This window comes from Helicobacter macacae MIT 99-5501 (genome assembly GCF_000507845.1).
GTDB classification, from domain to species: domain Bacteria; phylum Campylobacterota; class Campylobacteria; order Campylobacterales; family Helicobacteraceae; genus Helicobacter_B; species Helicobacter_B macacae.
Genome location: NZ_KI669456.1, coordinates 16,350 through 35,515, shown reverse-complemented (window position 1 = coordinate 35,515; position 19,166 = coordinate 16,350). Strand labels below are relative to the sequence as shown.

16 protein-coding genes are annotated in these 19,166 nt (G+C 41.4%); 9 read left to right on the top strand and 7 right to left on the bottom strand.

What is annotated here, in order from left to right:
* Window positions 1-8: 8 nt before the first annotated feature.
* Window positions 9-2,318, bottom strand: a complete 2,310-nt coding sequence (locus HMPREF2086_RS10050; protein WP_023928743.1) for a TonB-dependent receptor — start codon at window positions 2,316-2,318, stop codon at window positions 9-11.
* 328 nt (window positions 2,319-2,646) lie between these two features.
* Between HMPREF2086_RS10050 and HMPREF2086_RS10045 the strand changes: the two genes are divergently transcribed.
* The 6 genes from HMPREF2086_RS10045 (at window position 2,647) to HMPREF2086_RS10015 (ending at window position 8,134) form a co-directional block, all read left to right on the top strand.
* The gene (locus HMPREF2086_RS10045; protein WP_023928742.1) at window positions 2,647-3,633 is read left to right on the top strand and encodes a helix-turn-helix domain-containing protein; all 987 of its coding nucleotides are present in this window, start codon (window positions 2,647-2,649) and stop codon (window positions 3,631-3,633) included.
* A gap of 293 nt (window positions 3,634-3,926) precedes the next feature.
* A complete protein-coding gene (gene eno, locus HMPREF2086_RS10035; protein WP_023928741.1) occupies window positions 3,927-5,201 on the top strand; it encodes a phosphopyruvate hydratase in 1,275 nt (424 codons plus the stop codon).
* Between the two features lie 207 nt (window positions 5,202-5,408).
* Window positions 5,409-5,642: a hypothetical protein gene (locus HMPREF2086_RS10030; RefSeq protein WP_023928740.1), complete on the top strand. Its 234-nt coding sequence runs from the start codon at window positions 5,409-5,411 to the stop codon at window positions 5,640-5,642.
* Window positions 5,639-6,364, top strand: a complete 726-nt coding sequence (locus HMPREF2086_RS10025; RefSeq protein ID WP_023928739.1) for an AMIN domain-containing protein — start codon at window positions 5,639-5,641, stop codon at window positions 6,362-6,364. Before HMPREF2086_RS10030 ends, HMPREF2086_RS10025 begins: the two co-directional genes overlap by 4 nt.
* A 5-nt stretch (window positions 6,365-6,369) precedes the next feature.
* Window positions 6,370-6,945 (top strand): shikimate kinase, encoded by a 576-nt coding sequence (locus tag HMPREF2086_RS10020; RefSeq protein ID WP_148374539.1) that lies wholly within the window; start codon window positions 6,370-6,372, stop codon window positions 6,943-6,945.
* Window positions 6,946-7,030: 85 nt separating this feature from the next.
* Complete coding sequence (locus tag HMPREF2086_RS10015) at window positions 7,031-8,134, top strand: DUF354 domain-containing protein (protein ID WP_023928736.1); 1,104 nt, start codon at window positions 7,031-7,033, stop codon at window positions 8,132-8,134.
* Between the two features lie 250 nt (window positions 8,135-8,384).
* Here HMPREF2086_RS10015 and HMPREF2086_RS10010 read toward each other — a convergent pair whose 3' ends face one another.
* From HMPREF2086_RS10010 to HMPREF2086_RS09990, 5 genes are all read right to left on the bottom strand, one after another.
* Window positions 8,385-8,831, bottom strand: a complete 447-nt coding sequence (locus tag HMPREF2086_RS10010; RefSeq protein WP_023928734.1) for a pseudoazurin — start codon at window positions 8,829-8,831, stop codon at window positions 8,385-8,387.
* A gap of 319 nt (window positions 8,832-9,150) precedes the next feature.
* Complete coding sequence (locus HMPREF2086_RS10005; protein ID WP_023928732.1) at window positions 9,151-10,365, bottom strand: ATP-binding protein; 1,215 nt, start codon at window positions 10,363-10,365, stop codon at window positions 9,151-9,153.
* 28 nt (window positions 10,366-10,393) lie between these two features.
* A complete protein-coding gene (locus HMPREF2086_RS10000; protein ID WP_023928730.1) occupies window positions 10,394-11,296 on the bottom strand; it encodes an HAD family hydrolase in 903 nt (300 codons plus the stop codon).
* Window positions 11,289-12,824 (bottom strand): MATE family efflux transporter, encoded by a 1,536-nt coding sequence (locus HMPREF2086_RS09995; protein WP_023928728.1) that lies wholly within the window; start codon window positions 12,822-12,824, stop codon window positions 11,289-11,291. Before HMPREF2086_RS09995 ends, HMPREF2086_RS10000 begins: the two co-directional genes overlap by 8 nt.
* A gap of 368 nt (window positions 12,825-13,192) precedes the next feature.
* Window positions 13,193-14,440, bottom strand: a complete 1,248-nt coding sequence (locus HMPREF2086_RS09990; protein ID WP_023928726.1) for a vWA domain-containing protein — start codon at window positions 14,438-14,440, stop codon at window positions 13,193-13,195.
* Window positions 14,441-14,812: 372 nt separating this feature from the next.
* On the opposite strand from HMPREF2086_RS09990, the gene HMPREF2086_RS09985 reads away from it, so the two are divergent.
* Window positions 14,813-15,577, top strand: coding sequence for an outer membrane beta-barrel protein (locus HMPREF2086_RS09985; protein ID WP_023928725.1), 765 nt, complete (start codon window positions 14,813-14,815; stop codon window positions 15,575-15,577).
* A gap of 203 nt (window positions 15,578-15,780) precedes the next feature.
* Here HMPREF2086_RS09985 and HMPREF2086_RS09980 read toward each other — a convergent pair whose 3' ends face one another.
* The gene (locus HMPREF2086_RS09980; protein WP_023928723.1) at window positions 15,781-15,996 is read right to left on the bottom strand and encodes a hypothetical protein; all 216 of its coding nucleotides are present in this window, start codon (window positions 15,994-15,996) and stop codon (window positions 15,781-15,783) included.
* A gap of 281 nt (window positions 15,997-16,277) precedes the next feature.
* On the opposite strand from HMPREF2086_RS09980, the gene thrC reads away from it, so the two are divergent.
* Both thrC and recA read left to right on the top strand, forming a co-directional pair.
* The gene (gene thrC, locus HMPREF2086_RS09975) at window positions 16,278-17,828 is read left to right on the top strand and encodes a threonine synthase (protein WP_023928722.1); all 1,551 of its coding nucleotides are present in this window, start codon (window positions 16,278-16,280) and stop codon (window positions 17,826-17,828) included.
* 153 nt (window positions 17,829-17,981) lie between these two features.
* Entirely contained in the window at window positions 17,982-19,016 is a 1,035-nt protein-coding gene (gene recA, locus HMPREF2086_RS09970; RefSeq protein WP_023928721.1) for a recombinase RecA, read from the top strand.
* Window positions 19,017-19,166 lie beyond the last annotated feature (150 nt).

The following is a 19,166-nucleotide window of genomic DNA, read 5'->3' as shown; positions in this document are numbered from 1 at the left end:
AGCACTTCCTAGTATTTAATCGCGATTTGCGCACCTAGATTCCAAGGGTTGCCTACCATATAGTAAGTAGCCATTCCATTAAATGAGCGAGAATATAGCGCGTATTTGGTGTTTGTGGCGTTTTGGGCAAAGATTTTTAGACTTAGATTTTTGACTTCATACCTTGCAAACAAATCCAAAACCGCATAGGGCTTTTGTGCCAAATCATCACTCCTGCTTAAATCCTCAAAATATTGCTTAGTATAAAATCTTAGATTTCCACCTAGATAAAATCTATGCGCCCCCCCCCCTACACGCAAAAAATTCCAATCAACATTTGCGCTTAGACTAAGCAGTGGCGAAAATTTGAGCCCCTTTCCTCGCACATCATAAGGCACTTGCTGATTTTGACTTTGTGTGGCGTTATAAAAATCCAAATAGCCTGCGTTTTTGCTAGAGTTTGTATATGAAGCACTCCCTATGTTTAGCCCAAGCCCTGTGCTTACGCGCTCTCCATAGTAGCTTATATCTGCATCTAGCCCATAGCTTTGTGCATCGCCTATGTTTTTTATGGATTGTTGGGTGGTGTTGCCTACATAGGATTGTCTATCTTTGATAAACATATAATACACCGCCAAGTTTGCCCTTAGCCTAGAGTCCAAAAACTTCAAATGCGAGCCAAGCTCCGCACTATAAATATACTCGGGGTTGTAGGGACGCTGGTCGCTGTTGGCATAAGGGAATTTGGCAAAGCCACCTTGCTTTGTCGCGCTAGTGCCACTAATGTAGATTTTGGCATTGTCGTTAATGCTAAAGCCAAAAGAGATTCTAGGGTCAAAGCTATGCCAAATCTTGTGGGATTTGTAAGGCTGTGTTATCCCTGCTCCCGGGGAAACGGGAGCGTCCATATCAGCACGCAAGATTTGATACCTAGCTCCCACTCCTATGTCAAAGTGCCTACCGATAGGGAAAGATGCGTCTCCAAATAGCGCGGCGGTGTTTATGCTCTCCATTGCATTCCAATTCGCACGAAATCCAAACGAAGTAAGCCCACCGCCATTATCAGCGATAAATCCACGCATACCGTTATCTGTCTGCAAATATTTATAATACGCCCCAAAAGTCGTTTTGATTCCGTTTTTATACTCACTATTTAGACGAAGCTCCTCTAGTGCTTGGGTTACATTATAAAAATATCCATTTTGTTTGGTGGCAAAATAGCCTTTTGAAGTGTTTGGAGAAGTCCCAACTATGGGATAAACATTTAGCAGAGAATCGCTTTTGCTAAACGAACTAATGGAGGCTAAAATATGCTTGCCAAAATCATACTCTAGCTTTAGAGAAGCACTATTTGATAAAGATTTGTGCCACGGATTTGGGGCGTAGATATGTGGGGTGGTTATCCCTGCGAAATTAGATAAAGGCGGAATATCCCCTGAAATCTCATAGCCAAAATCTGTGGCATTGTTTTCAAATTGGGATTTTGTGAGGTAGAATCCTTTGGTGTTGTTTGGCATAAAGCTAAAATTATAGCTTATTGTCGCTAGAAACGCACTTGTAGGTGCATAATACAATGCCACACCACCTAGAATGTTATCACTTGTCTTTCTTATCTTATCTCCGTATTTGATGAAGCCATTTTCGTGAGTGTAGCGCAGGTTTGCTTTGCCCCATAGCTTGTCTTTGATAAGCACACCACCAAAATATGCGTTTAAGTCTTCATAGAGTTTTGAGCCTGTGAGGGAGATATTTGCATAGTTGCCTTTCATAGGATTTTTGGTGCGGATAGAGATAAGCCCACTTTGTGAATTCTCGCCATAAAGCGTGCCTTGCGCTCCGCGAAGTAGCTCTACTTGCTCTACATCTCCTAGAGATTGGATAATGAAATTTGGGCTTTGAGGCACGCCATCGACATAGAGATTTAGCGTGGTGGAGTAATAATCGCTACTTGACACACCGCGCAAAACCGCCATAGGAAACACGCTTGCGCCATCGGAGTTTTGGATTTGTAGTCCTGCAAAAGCACTGCCTAGCTCATCGGTGGAGTTTATGTTTGTATTAGCGATTTGCTTTTCTTTGATGACTTGGACGCTAGAATTTACACTTGACACTTCTGCTTCGTATTTGTTTGCAGTCGTTGTGATTTTCTCTAGCTCGTGGGGTTTTAGATGCTCATAAGTGCTATGCTTGGTGTGGCTATCTGTGGTTTGACTAGAATCTGTGCTAGAGTAGGGGCTAGATTGTAGCGTGCTTGGCACACTAGGATTTTGTGCGTTTGCTAGCGTGGCTGCTAGTAAAATTAGCTTTAGCTTTTTTGTCGCTTTTGGCAAGGTATTCATTTTGGCTTTCCTTTTTGTCATTTTAAAATTTCATTTACGAGGTGAAAAAATTTAGAACAAGACAAATGATAATAAAACCCAAAAATTTTTTCTACCTCAAAATGCCATAATTTTTTGCAATAACGCGTTTTGCCATTTTTTTGCATTTTTATTCTTTTTTGTGTGCTACAATGGCGACTTTTTGAGACACTTTTAGAGTGATTCTCATATTTTGAAATATAATGAGAATGTCATAGCTAAAGTCATCAAAAAGCCAAAAATAGCCACAAAATACATTTAGGTATAGAAAGCACAAAACACCACAAAAATCAAAAAGTAAGGAAAGAAAATGAGTGAAGCAAGGTTTTTAAACAAAGCAAGGGATTTTAGCAGGCATTATCAAGCATTTGCCAAAGTCGGTGGCACGCTAAAGCACTATCAAGCAAACCAAAATGGCATAAAAGAGATAAAACTTGAGTGCAAAGAGTGCAAAGTAGATATAAAAACCTGCTCTATTTTGCAAGGAGTGTCGGTGGATTTTGGGGAGTTTGTGGGGGATTTTGGGCATTTAGATTTAAGCTATGATAAGCCAAGTGTAAATTTTGGGCTAATACAAAGCGGGTATTACAAAAGTAGCTGCGATGGGCAAGACTTCGCCCTAAGCGATGATGAAATGTTTGTCATCTCGCCAAATATGCACGATTTTGGACAAAGCGCGAAAGCACAATGCAAATGCGTGCAGATAAATATCGATATACAAGAAGCGAGCAAGGAGATAAATGCGTTTTTTAGCGAGTTTGATTTGGAGAGGTTTTATGAAATGTCAAACCAAAATCCATATATTTTGGACGCTTGCGTGCGTGATAAAATGCTTTTCCACCATATCTGGCAAGCCAAATGCGTAGATATGATACGACTAAAGGTGCTTGAGTGCTTGCTAGAGATAGATATGAAGCTAAAGCAAGCTAGGGCAACAACACCAACAACTTGCCAAAGCACGCAATACACCACGAAAGCATACATAGCGCGAGTAAAGGAGTATTTGCAAGCAAACTATTTTCTAAGCCAAGATGAGCTAAACTTGCGTGATTTGAGTGAGAGATTTAGCGTGTGTGTGAGTAAGCTAACGCAAGATTTTGCCAAATATGAGGGAATCTCTATCTATCAGTTCCTAAAATCCTGCAAAATCAACAATGCTTGCAAAATCCTAAAAGAGGGCAAATCTATCTCTTTCACAGCAAATGAAGTGGGCTACATAAATGTATCTTGCTTTTGCAAAAACTTCAAAGAGAAATACGGCATAAGTCCGCGCGAGTTTCAAAAAATCGCTAAATAGCCTTGAAAAAAGCTAAATCTAGCTTGCCACACTTTTATCATTTTTTATCACTTCTAAATCTTGCCAAAAGACTTTTTCACTTCGATAATTGCTTTGGCAATAAAAGCACCAAACTTGTTTTTGCATTACAAAGAAATGCTACAATAGATTTTGCTTTTCATAAATCAAAACAAGCTAAAAATATAGTGAAATTACCAAAAGAATCATCAAAGTGGTGTAGCGTAGTGCAATAGGTGGAATCCAAATTGCTAAGGCTACATTTTAAGACTTTATAGACGCATAAGGAGCGTAGAATGACTTTTATTGATAGTATTTTTGCCGAAGAGGTGCTTGACTCTCGGGGGAATCCCACCCTCAAAGCCACAGTCGCCCTAAGTGATGGCACGATAGAGAGTGCGATAGTGCCAAGTGGCGCAAGCACGGGCAAAAGAGAAGCCATAGAGCTACGAGATGGCGACAAGTCGCGCTATCTTGGCAAAGGCGTGCTAAAGGCGTGCGAGAATGTAGATGCGATTATTTCAGACGCGCTTGTGGGGACTAGCCCTTATGACCAAGCTTTCATCGACTCTACGCTAAAAGAGATTGATGGGACAAACAACTACGCAAATATCGGTGCAAACGCTAGCTTAGGCGTGTCTATGGCGGTAGCTAGGGCAAGTGCCAAAAGCCTAAAAATCCCGCTATATCGCTATCTAGGTGGCGCAAATGCCATAACACTTCCCGTGCCTATGCTAAATATCATAAATGGTGGTAGCCACGCGGATAATACGGTGGATTTCCAAGAATATATGATAATGCCGCTTGGGTTTGAGGACTTTGATGAGGCACTGCGAGCAAGTGCGGAAATCTACCAGCACCTAAAAGCGATTCTAAAAAAATCCAAACATATCACAAGTATCGGCGATGAGGGTGGATTCGCGCCAAATCTCAAAAATAATGCCGAGCCAATCGAAGTGATACTCCAAGCCATAGAAAAAGCAGGATACAAGCCAAAAGAGCAAGTAGCTATCGCTCTAGATGTCGCTAGTAGCGAGCTAGTCGATGAAAAAGGAATCTACCACCTAGATGGCGAGGGCAGGAAGCTAGACTCTGCGGGAATGGTAGAATACTACGAAACACTATGCGCGAAATATCCTATCGTATCTATCGAAGATGGGCTAAGCGAAGATGATTGGGAGGGGTGGAAGCTACTTACCAAAAAGCTAGGTGGCAAAGTCCAGCTTGTGGGCGATGATTTGTTTGTAACTAATGCAGAGATTCTCTCTCACGGAATCAAACAAAAAATCGCAAACGCGATTCTAATCAAGCCAAATCAAATCGGCACAGTGAGTGAAACTATGCAAACCGTGCGTCTAGCGCAAAGAAACGGCTATAAGTGCATAATGAGCCACAGAAGTGGGGAGAGCGAGGATAGCTTCATCGCGGATTTTGCAGTGGCTCTAAACACAGGCGAGATAAAGACAGGAAGCACAGCTAGAAGCGAGCGAATGGCAAAGTATAATCGCTTGCTTGCCTTGCACCACGAGCTAGCAAAACCTCACTATCTAGGCAGGGAGCTATTTGGCTAAATCTTTGCGCAAAAAGCATAGAAGCACAAGCCACAGAAGTGCAAAACGCGTAAAACCGCGTAAAAAGCCTAAGAAGTGAAAAAAGCATAGAAATATGCTTATCCCAAAAACCACAAAATCCCAAAATCTAACAAGCACTATGCAAGTATTTGCAAGCAAAATATAGCCTAGAATCCAAAAACTAAACTAGGCAAAACGGAGAGCAAAATGCAAAATCTTTGGTATTTCCTCTATACACATAGAAAATACGCTTTTTTCTTGCTATTTTTGGCAGGGGCTAGTGCGTATTTGACATTTTTGGTCGTAGGGGAGAATTCTTTGGAAGTGCTACTTCACAATAGGGAGCAAAAAAACACCCTGCAAAAAGAAGTCGATACCTTGCAAGCTGAAAATGCCAGATTGCAAAAAGTGCTATTTGAGCTCAAAGGATTAGAACCGTGAGTAATCAAAACATACTACAAGACATACTAAGTGCTAGCAAGCTAAATGTTATCAAAATCGCGTTTGCGAGGTTTGTCGCATATTTTGCGTATTTTGCGCCCGCCCTGATTTGTGCCACACTTTTTGTGCTACTAGCTATTGATTTTGCGCTGGCTAGAGAGAATCCATTTGAGCCGATGAGTCGCCCACAAGAAGATACTTTTAAATCCCCAAATGCAAAAAACTATTTCAAAGAGTTTGACTTCAAGCTACCTAGCACCGCTAGAATCCTAAAGACCGTAACCATAACATACCAAAATATTGACGGTAGCACAGAGAGCAAAACCCTAAACATTGATGAGGGGATTGATTGGCATTTCCCCATTTTGCTAAGCCAAAGAAAAGCATTTCTAAACGAAAAAGTGCAGCACTACACTATCACGCCTTTTGATTTTTTCACTCAAAAAAATCGATTCTACCTCTTTAGTGCCAACACTATTATCCGCTCTTTTGTGCTTCCCTCGCCCTATCGCATCGTAATAGACATAGACAAAGCAGAGCAATACGGCTTGCAAAAGCTTCCAACATCTAGCAACGGATTTATCCCACTAAATGTCAAGTATTTTACCAAAGCCGCCCTAGATGTGCATAAAGATTTTTATCGCTTCATCATCACCCTTGATGGACAATACACCTACCACATTGACAAAGAAGTGGATTATTACATTATCTCGGTGGAGTGATTTTGGTGCTTGATAGTGCAAACATTGTCCTAATCGGCTTTATGGGCAGTGGCAAAAGTAGCGTGGCTAAAAATCTTGGCAAAAGATATAGCCAAAGTCAAAATCCACCCCAAAAGCTATCACAAAAAACACTACGCAAAGACACCACGCAAAGATTTACGCGATTTGTGCTTGATAGCGATGAGATGATAAGCAAAAATTTGGGTATGAGTATCAGCCAATACTTTAAGCGCAGGGGCGAGGAAGCGTTTCGCTTGAGGGAAGCGGAATTTATCGCTTGGGTGTGTTCAAGTGTAAAAAACGCTATCATCTCCACAGGTGGCGGTATGCCGATTTTTAATGATGTCAAGCAAATGGGCTTTGTGGTGTATTTAGAGATTGGCTTTGATGAGATTCTCTCAAGGCTAGATTCTATACAAAGAACCAAACGGCCTCTTTTTAGGGATTTGAAAAAGGCTAAAGAGATTTTTCTCTATCGCAAAGATATTTACAAAAACACCGCAGATTTAGTCATCGATGCAAGCAAGCCACTAGAATCTATCACGCAAGAAATACTAAATCATCATTTGATAAAAGCGTAAGAGTGGCTCTAGGCGTGAGGTAGGCTAAAGCAAATATGCGTAGCAAAACCAAATCTAGTAAAATCTAGCAAATCTAAGGCACAAAATGCTATGGATAGACATCACAGACCCTAAATACGCGCTGTTTTTTCACTCTCTTTTGCCACATTTGCGCGAAATCGACACCGTGCTAGTTACTACGCGCAAAAGTGCAGGCTACACCGAGTGCGCTTCACTGCTAGAAAAGCTAGGGGTTAAAGCGATTTGCATAGGTGGGGAGAGTGGCTATGGTGGGAGCGGGCTAGAGGATAAATTTTTGGCTAGAATCAAACGCCAAGAAGAATTTATCGCGCTTTTTAAGCGCGTGGGCTTGCCTAGAGTGTTTCTCACAGGTGCTAGCGTGGATGGGGCGCAAAGTGCTTTTGGGCTAGGGATTCCTGTGGTGCATTTTAGCGATACGCCTATGGATAGCTTTGAGGGTGGAGAGGAGCATATCACGCTATTATCACGCCTTAGTTTGCCCCTATCAAGCCTTATTTTTTATCCATTTGTCGTGCCAAAGCAAGCATATAGTTTTTTTGGTGTGGCAGAGCAAAATCTAATTCCCTACAACTTCATTGATGTGGCATTGTGGCTAGAAGTAGATAGGCTAAAATTTAGCCAAGAAGCAAAAAAGGCATTTTTGAAAAAGTTTGGCTTTGCTAATGAAAATAAGCCACTAATTTTGGCTAGAGAGGAGGAGTATAAAGCCCACTATGTGAAAAAAAAATATCCACTTTTTTATGAGGCTTTGCACGCGCTTGCTAAGGAGGCAAATATCATCATTATGCCACGATATGAGAGAGAATATCTAGAAGCTGAATTTGGTAGCTATCCTAGCGTGCGTGTGGCAAAAGAGACGCTTTTCACACACGAGTTTTACCCCTGCATAGATATGCTACTAGGTGGAGGAGGGACTATGAATCTAGAATCTAGCTTTCTAGGCATACCCACGCTATCTACTCGCTCACTTTTGCTCTATCACGATAAATACTTGCTTAAAAACTCCCTAATGCACCACGCAAAAAGCCTAGATGAAGCACTAAGGGCGTTTTTTGACTTTAGGCAAAAAGGCTTCATAAGGCAAGAAAATCAACGCTTTTTTGTCCCAAAAGGCACTCTAGAAGTGCAAAATATCATTACACAAATCACAAATAGATTTTATAAATAGATGAGATTTGCTTGGGGGGTTTTTAGAAAAAAGTTTTTAGGATTTTATGAAGTTAGGCTTAGAATCTACAAAGATTAGGAAGTTAAGACTTTTTGCGCAAAAGATTTTGGGCTTGAGGTGATAGAGCAAAAATGAGAAAAAATAAAGCGAGGGAAGCGAAGCAAAATGTGAGAATAAAGCAAAAATACAAAACCTAGCAAAAGCACTTAAGCCCACATATTTAGAACTTTGGGCTTAAGTGCTATTTGCGCTATTTTTTGATTTGCTGAATGTATTTGTTTAGTCGCTCTTTTGCTTTTGGCTGCTTAAATATTCCATCATTGATAGCAGCTGCATTAGTAGCTTTGCCTACTTGGAATATGCCTACCATACCCATTGGTGTGTGAGGTATGCACTCATATACATACACACCCTCTTTGTTTGGCTTGATAGTGAATTTTTCACCCTTGTTTCTCATCATCGTTTGAGGTGTTTGGAATTTCTCCGCACCTGCTGGGATTACCACACTTCGTGCGTTGTGTGTAGGGTCAGTAGCTACAAATGTGATAGTATCACCGGGCTGAATATGCACAAACGCTGGTTCAAATACCATAGGTCCCTCTGCACCTTTGTTTAGCATTTTGATTTCATAATCCTTTGCAAATGCAAGGCTACACGCCGCTAGAAACGCCAAAGCTAAAAGATTTTTAGTAGTCATACTAAGTCCTTTGTGAAGTAGATTTCTTATCATCGCCAAACAGATAAGGTTTTGTGAAAGATTTTGCAAAGGTTTTGGCATATTTTGGCAAAATCAGCAAAACCTCTTTTTGGCTAGAAAGATTAGCCAAGACTTTATCAAAAATTCAGTTAATATGTCGAAAAAATCACGCAAAATTTCATATATTTTTTTAGGATTCTACGCTTAAAAACCATAAGCGACTTACGCTATGCACTCTTAAGCGATAAATGGCAATGAGATGGGCAAGAGAAGCAATGCTACAAGCAATGTGTTGGGCTTAAGCAATAGCAAATAAATCCTAGCCCACCTCATCATCTAGCGCAAAATCAATAAAACTTTGCACTTCATATTCGCTTTGCTTCTCACTATGCTCGATGCTAATAAAAATGACTTTTTTATACTTCTTGGTGAGCTTTTGTAGCCTTGCTTTTAGTAGCGCATCATTTGGAAATGGCATAACAATATAAGCAATATCATTTACCAAAAAATCGCATTCCTCATCATAGCTTATGAGTGATTTTGGCGTGCTAGATTTTGCTTGTGTAATCTCGCTAAAAGGATTGCTATGCTTTAGAAGTAGCTCACAAAACACCATATTTTCAAAAATATGCTGGAAATGTGGCGAAGCACTAAGCGCGTAAGGCAGGGCAAAATTATACAAATACAGCTTAGGCTTTGAGCGATTTTGGGTGTGGGGGAGCAAAAAGATACTTTGCTGGGATTTTAGGCTTTCTATGAAAGCATATATCGTGTCTTTGGAAGTTTTAAGACTTGGCTTTAGCTTGCGCAAAAGGCTATACGCGCTAAAATTTTGCCCTTGAAAGTCCAAAATCTCTTGGAAAATCCGTGCGTGCTTTTGATAAGCAAGGCGGATAATTTCTTGATTTCTAGCGGTGTGCTTAGACTCTGTGAGAAATGGCATTTCAGGTAAATTGCCACTTTTTAGAAATGTCGAAAAAATCGATTCTAGCTTTTGGGCTTTGCTAAAGCTTACAAACTCCCTAAAGCTAAGAGGCAAAACCCTCATTTGCCTAAGGTGTGCAAGATGGTGTGCAAAATGGTGTGTAGGATATTTTGATAAGCCCTGCTTATCACAAATAGGACTAGCGCAAACAAGGATAATATTACTAAGATTTGGCAGAGTAAGCGCAGGCGTAGCAGTCCTAGATAGAGTGGATTCCGCAGATGAGATAAGCGAGGGCTTAGATGATGGGCTAAGAGCGAGTGAGGAAATGTCATAGTTATCCACCACAAGCAAATCAAAGGCTTTTTCCAAAAATGCTTTAAGCAGCTCCTTTTGGGTGTCCTCTAGGCAAAATCTCATATCAGCACAATCAACAAATACAACGCGCTTGGCATTTTTGACATTTTTGGCATACTCAAGCGCAAGGGAGGTTTTGCCACTTTTTGGAGGACCATATATCAAAAGAGGTGTGTCTTTTTGGGGATATGGACGAGGCAAAAAAGCAGAGCTAGCCCTGCTTTGCTCATAGAGGATATTAGATTCTAGCATTTTGATTTTGTAGCAGATTTAGCCAAGTCTATCGCACTTCTTTGATATAAGCCACTGCTTCATAGACGCTATCAAAACTTTTATCCGCTTGACTTTCTAGCCCCTGCCCATAGCCACAGCGCACCCACAGCGCATTTACGCCTGCGTTTTTGGCTGACTCTATATCTAGTATGGTATCTCCTATCATATACACCTTTTGCTTTGGTGCTATGGGCAAAAAGCTAAGCGCACGCAAAATCGGCTCGGCATCGGGCTTTGGCTCGCTTACATCTTCGATACCGATGACTACGCCAAAATACTTTAGCAATTCAAAATTTTCCAAAATCTGCTTAGAGTAAAGCCCTGTTTTTGTCGTTACCACACCAAGATGGGCAAACTCCCTTGCCAAAATCAAAGCCTCACGCACCTTTGGGTATAGCTTTGATTTCTCTATGCAGATTCTGCGGTAGTGGTTTTTGTAGCGCGTTATGCGGGATTCTACTTCGTTTTGGCTAAACCCTACACGCAAAAACATTTCCCTCAAAGGCAGTCCTATCATAGAGCGCACTTCTTCTAGGCTAGGTGCGTATGCTTCCTTGCCCTCCTCCTCTTCGCACGCTCGGCAAAAGCTCGCATAGATTCCCTCCAATGAATCTAGTAGCGTCCCATCCAAATCAAATAAAATAATCTTTTTTTCACTTGTAGCATTGCTAGATAGATTAGCATACCCTTGCGTAGAATGCGCAATGATTTTATCCGCACTTTTTGTGTCATTATCAGGCTTTAGCTCGATTTTTTCATCGCTACTTTGTGCTACACTCTGTGGAGCTAGCTCAAATTTATCTTGCAAATCATCATTTTGCAAACTCTTGTTTTGTGAGTTTTGCTCTGCGACTTTTTTGCTACTCTCATTACCCTTTTCGCCCAAAAATTTACCAAAAATATTAGCCACGATGTTTTCTCCTTTTCCACAATGTAGCTCCACTAGGAATCTCGCCTGAGAAAATCCCATATCGCCACTCATAGCACATCACGCCAAAAGCCACCACAAACGCGCACACTTGGGATAACGGATAGCTAGCCCACGCACCATCTATGCCATAAGTGTGGCTAAGAGGTGGTAAAAGTATAGCTAGAAATAATATCGTATAGCAAATAGTGATGATAAAGGAACTTACCGTGCGTTGCACGGATTGCAAAAATATCGCACACACGATATTTATCCCAAAAATCACATAGCCTATGTAGTAGATGCTCATAGCTTCTATCGTGCGCTCCGCCAAGCTAGAATGCGCCAAAGCGGAATTTACCAAGCTAGATTGCACTAGCGTGGAATCCTCTTTTTGCAAAAATAGCTCCACCAAATACCTATCAAACCCATAAAAAAGCGCGTATATTCCCACTCCTATTGCAACCACCATAGCCAGCGAAAACAAAAACGCTATCTTTAGTCGCGCAAAATTCCCCGCTCCGTAGTTGAAGCTAGCGATAGGCTGCAAAGCCTGCGATACAGATAGCAAAACCGTAAAAAACACGATTCCACAATACATCATAATGCTATAAATTTTCACGCCATCATCGCCTGCGATTTGTAGCAGAGTAACATTAAAAAGTAGCATTACTGCGGCTGCGGAAACTTCTGCGATACTCTCTGGGATACCGCTTTTTGCCGAAGAGATGATAGAGGCGATAGAAAATCTAGGGATAAAAAATAGCTTGCCTTTGTGAGAGATAAAATGGCTAAAAAGCACTACAAAACCTATGAGATGCGCACTCACTGTGGCAAGTGCGCTACCCTCTATCCCCATATCGCACACAAACAAAAACACATAATTTAGCACGATATTGCTAGCAGAGCCCACTATCATCGCTATGCTTGCCAAAATCGGGCGTTTGTCATTGATGACAAAAATATCACACAAAGGGTGGAGTATCAGCATAGGTGTGCCTAGAAATATCACTTTTATGTAAGCAAGTGCGAAGTCTTTTATCTCGCTTGAGATAGGCTTGTTTGCCGTTAGTGCTGTGATGATAAAGTCCGCAAAGCAAAATCCAACTATGCCAATAAACACCGAGCTAATCGCCACGAAATAAAAAATCGAGCAAAACACAAGCCTAGCCCTATATGCGTGGTCTTTGCCCAAAAAATACCCCACAATCGCTGCCCCACCAAAGCCAAATAGCAACTCATAAGCGATAAAAGCAGGGAAAATAGGCCAGCAAATTCCAATCGCTGCTAAGCCGTTTTCTCCCACCTTTTTGCCCACAAAAATCCCATCTATCGTAGAGTAAGTCGATAATGCTAGCATAGCAAGAAGTGCGGGGATAAAGTAGTAAAAAAATAGCTTAGGGATAGAATCTGCTTTTAGGTCGATTTTTGCGGTGGGTGCGCTACTTTTGTCTATGTGTGGTAATTGGCTTTGTGCGGGGTTTGGGATTTGGCTTTGTGTGGTTGGGTTTGGTGGTGTGGTGTTTTTCATCGCCATTTCTCCCAAATTTGTAGCTATGTGCTTTGTCGTATTCCTTGCTAGTTTTTCATCGCCACTGCTTCATAGGCTTTTTGCAAGTTTTTGTAGCATTATACAAAATCTCTAAAAACAAACACTAAAAGACACAAATCCCCCTTATGCTAGGATTTTGCTACAAAATCTCTACTAAAGATTTGTAGCAAAATCCACTTTGTAAATGCTTTGCTTATTTTCATTTGCAAAATCTTTAATCATCTTTGCTCATTTTCCACTCATTTTCCGCGCTCATTTCCACTCATTTTTTGCGCTTATATCCCTACTCATTTCGCACTCATTAAGCTCCCACTTTTTGGCTTGCTTTTGTGCTGTTTTTGTTAATTTTATTTGTTTGGCTTATCTTGTGGATTATCAGGGTCATAGATTTTGTTTGTCTTGCTTGGGCGGATTTGGTTATCTAGCTTGCGCATATCAAATGGCTTGCCACCATTGCTAAGGGTTAAAATCTGTTTTTTGAAGTCATAGCTATTGTTTGCTTCATTGTAAGTGCCACCTGTGATTTTGGCGATATTTTTTAGAAATTCTAGATTCGGACTTAGTGCAAAAGCGTGGATTTTGACTAGATTATCTGAGTTTTGTGGCGAGTTTTTGACAATGCTTGCGTTAATGCTTTTGGTTAGATTTAGCATTGTTTGAGTGTTGCGTGTATCATCTGGGCTTCCTGCTACGATGAGATAGACTTCCTTTTTTAGTCCATTATCTTTGGTAAAGTTTTTTATGGAGCGGATTATTGCAGCGTTTGTAAGCACGACAGTAGACTTGATAGCTTGCACGCTATTTGCCGTGTTTGCAAACTCTTGCGCATCATAAAAAGTGCCCAAATTCTCCGTGCCTCTATTTGAGAAAATCACAAGCGAAATCTTCGCAAACTGCTTCTCCCTATCGCCCAAAATATGCTTTGCTACAAAGGGAGCGATTTGCTTAAACGCTTCTATGTAGCCTTTCATTGAAGCATTGACATTAAGCGCGATTGCAACTTCTTTTGTGGGATTTTTGCTAAGATAGATATTAAAATCGCCATTACGAAAGTTGCTAATCTTAAAGCTCTGTTTCTCACAAATTGCCTTGATTTCTAGCGTGCCATTATCCAAAGTGCCACTTGTAAGCGTGTAAGATATGCGTCTATCCGCGCTTAAGTAGAGATTTGCATTAGAAGTGTTATCAAAGATTCCGCCATAAAGCACACTGCCATTAAAGGAGATAGTGCTAGTTTTAGCGTCTGTGTATTTTGTGCTATCTATGGTGCTTTGGTTGCTTGCGTTTATCGTGCTTTTGGGTGAGGTGCTTCGTGGGGTAATCTGCGCTCCACCACTGCAATCTACGCCATAAATAAGCGTGTGTAGCTCTTTATTTATATATGCTTCATCGATTGCTTCATCATCGATATTTTCTACACTCCCCACACCACTTACACTACCTGCACCACCTGCACTCTCTGCACCATTTGCACTCTTTACACCGCCTGTGTCCTGCGCGTAAAGTAGTGTGAAGCTAGCGCATATCAGCGAGACTATGCCCACTCTCACTAGCGCACTTAGTTTCCCTAGCTTAGCTTGCCCATATCGCTTCATTTTCGCCTCCTTAAAGAATGCCATTTTGCCTGCATTGTAGCACAAATTGACACAACAAATCGCTAGATTAAGGAGATGAAACCAAAGGCTTAAACACTATTTAAGAGTAAAATTTGATGAGTAGTATTATAAGGGCTTTACAGCTTTGCGTGGCTTCAGGGCTTAGAAAGCATTTCTAAGAAACATCGCGAATTGAGAGAATACACATCGTGTTTGTTGATATTTTTTATCATATTAACTTTATTGTAACTTTATTGATAGAAAATCAACTCCTAGTTTTTTAAGATTTTTAAAACTAGCTTAAAAACTAGGTAGTGTTTGTAAAATCTATGAAACAAAAATCGCTACACAAAATCATCAAAAGGAGAAACGATGAATATTGATTTTGGACAAAACTTGATAGCTACAAAAAGAGCTACAAACTTGGCTTTGGGAACTGCGACATTTATGGCACTTAGCCTAGCTACGGCTAGTGCAGCCACCCCCCCCCCTACCAAAAGTGGCAAAAGCGGGGATATAAGCGGATTTTTCTTAGGCGCAGAGGTTGGAGGACAAGCTAGCTTCACAAAAGAAACTGCCACAGAAACCAATGCTACCAACACAACCACAACAGAAAGTAGCGTATTTCCTATTGGAAATGTCGGTGTGAAGCTTGGCTATACGCACTTTTTCAACAAATGGGTGGGTATAAGAGGTTATGCAAACTATCATTATGGATTTGAATATAGCACCGACACTATGACAGAAACTAATACCACAACCGATTCCTCCCTGCTTGCTTCATATCATCAAGTAGCAGGGAATGTCGAAGCTACATTTAAGTTTTTTGACTTAAATGGCGTGGGGCTAGGTGCTTATGCGGGACTAGGTGCGGGATATAGCGCGACAAACTCACATACAATAACCACAGAAGCATCCACTACAACCACGACAGATAGAAAAGTCGCAAGTGGATTTGTGCTACCTGTAAATATCGGGCTAGAAGTCTATATGGGCAAGCATCACAACGCAAGCCTAAACTTCAGAATCCCCACCATTGCCACTACGCTTACCACCACAGACGCGGCGACTGGGACTACCACCAAATATGAAGAGCGAAATCTCATCATAACGCTAGGGTATTCTTATACATTCTAGTAGATTTTCACGGAGGGGGAAGCCTTTGCATAGCAAAGTCTCTGTGGAATCGCTAGGGTTTTATTAGGATTTTGCTTTTTGCTATGCTTTTTTCTCTTTTTTGTTTTGCCCTCTTTTGCTTTCTTTATCCTCTTTTTGCTCTTATATTCTGTGCCTTTTTAAGCAAAATGTGGCGAGTCATATTTCGCGCTTATCATTACTTATCACTGCTTGCCATCGCCTTTATCGATAAAGTATCCCTTTTCATCACAGAGGATTTTGTAGTGCTTGGCTGTTTTTAGCTCTATGAGGTAGCACTGCTCTAGCGTCTCTGCTTTTGCCCTCTCTAGTGGAATCTGCTTCATTCGTAGTTTCACTTCCTCTATGTCCTCACAAAGTGCGGGGAAACCAAACATTACTAGCTTGTAGTTAAAATCCATTTTTGTCCTTTTCGCTGATAAATTAAGATTTTGGATAGATAAGATTTCACTATATACTAAATAAACTAATGCTAATAGGTTTTGTGGGTAAGTTTTTGCGCAAGTGGAGTTTTGGGCAAAAGGGATTGCAAGCTAAAATTTACTAGGCAAATTTATAAGCAAGTTTGCGCGGATAAACTCTAACAATTTTGGGTAATTTTGCTTTGCTACCAAGCAAAAACACAAACCAAAATACGCTACAATAGCACCTCAAAATCTCTATCTACACACAAAGGATACAAATGCAATCGTTTGTCTCTACGCGCGAAGTCCCAACACAGCAGAATGATTCCATAAAAAGTGTGGATTTCTCTAGCGCGATACTCTCTCCCAATGCCCCAAACAAAGGGCTTTGGAGCATTAGCCAAATCCCTAGCATTGACTTTGATAGTCTTTTTTGCTTGCTAAAATCCACGCCGATTCCGCATAGATATGCCACGCTATGCAAAGAAGTCTTTAAACACTTTGGGCTAGAGCTAGATTCTAGGATTTTACAAACCGCGCTTCAAAGCTATGATAGCTTTGATAATCCTAGCAATCCTGCACCTATCTCAAGCGTGGGAAATGCGCATTTTTTGGAGCTATATCACGGACCGACAAGAGCTTTTAAAGATATGGCGTTGTGCCCATTTGGTGTGATATTTAGCGAGCTGATACAAAGAGAGCAAAATCTAGCCAAAGACACACAACGCACCAAAAACACAGCACAAAACTACCTCATACTTACCGCCACTAGCGGAGATACAGGACCTGCTACACTTCACAGCTTTGCAGATAAGCCAAACATAAAAGTCATCTGCCTCTACCCAAGCGGTGGCACTAGCCAAGTCCAAGCCCTGCAAATGCAAACCCAAAATGCAAGCAACCTAAAAGTGCTAGGGATAAATGGGGACTTTGACACCGCGCAAAGCCTACTAAAAGGGCTACTAAATGATGAGGAGTTTCTCTGCGCTCTAGAAGCGAAATCTTATGCGCTATCTGCGGCAAACTCGGTAAATTTCGGACGCATAGCATTCCAAATCATCTATCATATTTGGGGATATTTCTGCTTGGTAGAGAGTGGGAAGATAGCCTTTGGAGAGGAGATATACTGCATTATCCCAAGTGGAAACTTTGGCAATGCTTTGGGGGCATTTTTTGCTAAATGCGCGGGGCTAGACTTGCGACAAATCATCATCGCAAGCAATGCAAACAATATCTTAAGCGAGATTATCACAAGCGGGGTGTATGACATTTCTAGCAAAAAGCTACACAAAAGTGTGTCGCCTGCTATGGATATACTAAAAAGCTCCAATGTCGAGCGCGTGCTTTTCGCGCTATTTGGCGCGAAGCGGACAAATGAGCTTATGCAAAGCCTAGAATCCACAAACAAATATGCCCTAGAAAAAAGCGAGCTAGAGGAGCTACAAAGGTATTTTGACTGCTACTATGGAAATGATAGCGACACTTTGGAGCTAGTAGGCAAGGCATACAAGCAGGGCTATATCCTAGATACGCACACCGCACTAGGCTATGGAGCGTATCTAGAGCTTTGCGCAAAAAAAGGAGCGGATACAAAGGCACTTATATGCTCCACAGCGCAGTGGAGTAAGTTTGCCCCTAGTGTGCTAAGGGGGATAGAATCTAGCGCAGATAGTAGTGGTGCTTTAAGCGATTTTGAAGCTATCGTAAAGATGCGAGAAAAAGGCGCGGAGGTGGGGGAGGAAATATTAAGTCTATTTGATAAGCCTATCGTGCATAAAGAAGTGCTTGAGCCAAGTAAAGTCAAAGAGGCGATTTTATCTTGGCTTTAGACTATTTGGATTTAGGTTATTGTGATTTTGGCAAGGCATCTAGCAAATACTAAAATAAGAGGATTTAGCCTAGAAGCAAATCATTACACGCTAAAGCAAATCTTAAATGGATTTTGAGTATAATCACGGCTTATTTCAATTAAAAGGACATAAATGGCACAAGATGAACATAAACAAAAAGCTATTGAGCTAGCACTAAAGCAGATTGACAAGGCGTTTGGCAAAGGCGCACTTGTGAGGCTTGGCGATAAGCAAGTAGAAAAAATTGATTCTATTTCCACAGGCTCTTTGGGGCTAGATATGGCACTAGGGATTGGGGGGATTCCAAAGGGTAGAATCGTAGAAATCTATGGACCAGAATCAAGCGGGAAAACCACTCTATCACTACAAGTCGTAGCAGAGTGTCAGCGAAATGGTGGAATCGCAGCGTTTATTGACGCGGAGCACGCTTTAGATGTGTATTATGCCAAGCGACTTGGTGTGGATACAGAAAATCTGCTTGTATCCCAGCCAGATAATGGCGAGCAGGCACTTGAAATCCTAGAAACTTTGACTAGGAGTGGAGCGGTGGATTTGGTAGTCATCGACTCGGTGGCAGCCCTCACGCCAAAAGCCGAAATCGATGGCGATATGGGCGACCAGCACGTAGGGCTACAAGCACGGCTTATGAGCCACGCGCTACGCAAAATCACAGGTGCTTTGCACAAGATGAATACCACGCTCATATTTATCAACCAGATTCGTATGAAAATCGGCACTATGGGATATGGTAGCCCAGAAACGACTACGGGTGGGAACGCGCTAAAATTTTATGCTAGTGTGAGAATCGACATACGCAGAATCGCAAGCCTAAAGCAAAATGAGCAGCACATAGGCAATCGAGCAAAAGCAAAAGTGGTAAAAAACAAAGTCGCGCCACCATTTAGAGAAGCGGAGTTTGATATTATGTTTGGCGAGGGGATAAGCAGGGAAGGCGAGATAATCGACTACGGAATCAAGCTAGACATCATCGACAAAAGTGGTGCGTGGCTAAGCTACAAAGACCAAAAGCTAGGGCAAGGTAGAGAAAACGCCAAAGCCGCGCTAAAAGAAAACAAAGCCCTAGCTAGCGAAATAGTAGGCAAAATCAAAGAGCAAATCGGCACAAGTGAGGAGATAATGCCTCTGCCTGATGAGCCACAAGAATAGTGCAAAAGTGGGACAAAAGGGCGAAAATCGTGCAAATCTAGTGCAAGAGTGTTGCAGGGAATTTGCGTGAGAATACTTGCGCGAAAGTCGCGCTAAATAGCGAGAATGCGTGTGAATGTGTGCGTAAAACACAAACCAAATAAACAAAAG

Bases quoted from the DNA above. Each gene is read 5' to 3' on its own strand.
- HMPREF2086_RS10050 (WP_023928743.1), bottom strand. From the start codon at position 2,318: ATGAATACCTTGCCAAAAGCGACAAAAAAGCTAAAGCTAATTTTACTA.
- HMPREF2086_RS10045 (WP_023928742.1), top strand. From the start codon at position 2,647: ATGAGTGAAGCAAGGTTTTTAAACAAAGCAAGGGATTTTAGCAGGCAT.
- eno (WP_023928741.1), top strand. From the start codon at position 3,927: ATGACTTTTATTGATAGTATTTTTGCCGAAGAGGTGCTTGACTCTCGG.
- HMPREF2086_RS10030 (WP_023928740.1), top strand. From the start codon at position 5,409: ATGCAAAATCTTTGGTATTTCCTCTATACACATAGAAAATACGCTTTT.
- HMPREF2086_RS10015 (WP_023928736.1), top strand. From the start codon at position 7,031: ATGCTATGGATAGACATCACAGACCCTAAATACGCGCTGTTTTTTCAC.
- HMPREF2086_RS10010 (WP_023928734.1), bottom strand. From the start codon at position 8,831: ATGACTACTAAAAATCTTTTAGCTTTGGCGTTTCTAGCGGCGTGTAGC.
- HMPREF2086_RS10005 (WP_023928732.1), bottom strand. From the start codon at position 10,365: ATGCTAGAATCTAATATCCTCTATGAGCAAAGCAGGGCTAGCTCTGCT.
- HMPREF2086_RS09995 (WP_023928728.1), bottom strand. From the start codon at position 12,824: ATGAAAAACACCACACCACCAAACCCAACCACACAAAGCCAAATCCCA.
- HMPREF2086_RS09990 (WP_023928726.1), bottom strand. From the start codon at position 14,440: ATGAAGCGATATGGGCAAGCTAAGCTAGGGAAACTAAGTGCGCTAGTG.
- HMPREF2086_RS09985 (WP_023928725.1), top strand. From the start codon at position 14,813: ATGAATATTGATTTTGGACAAAACTTGATAGCTACAAAAAGAGCTACA.
- HMPREF2086_RS09980 (WP_023928723.1), bottom strand. From the start codon at position 15,996: ATGGATTTTAACTACAAGCTAGTAATGTTTGGTTTCCCCGCACTTTGT.
- thrC (WP_023928722.1), top strand. From the start codon at position 16,278: ATGCAATCGTTTGTCTCTACGCGCGAAGTCCCAACACAGCAGAATGAT.
- recA (WP_023928721.1), top strand. From the start codon at position 17,982: ATGGCACAAGATGAACATAAACAAAAAGCTATTGAGCTAGCACTAAAG.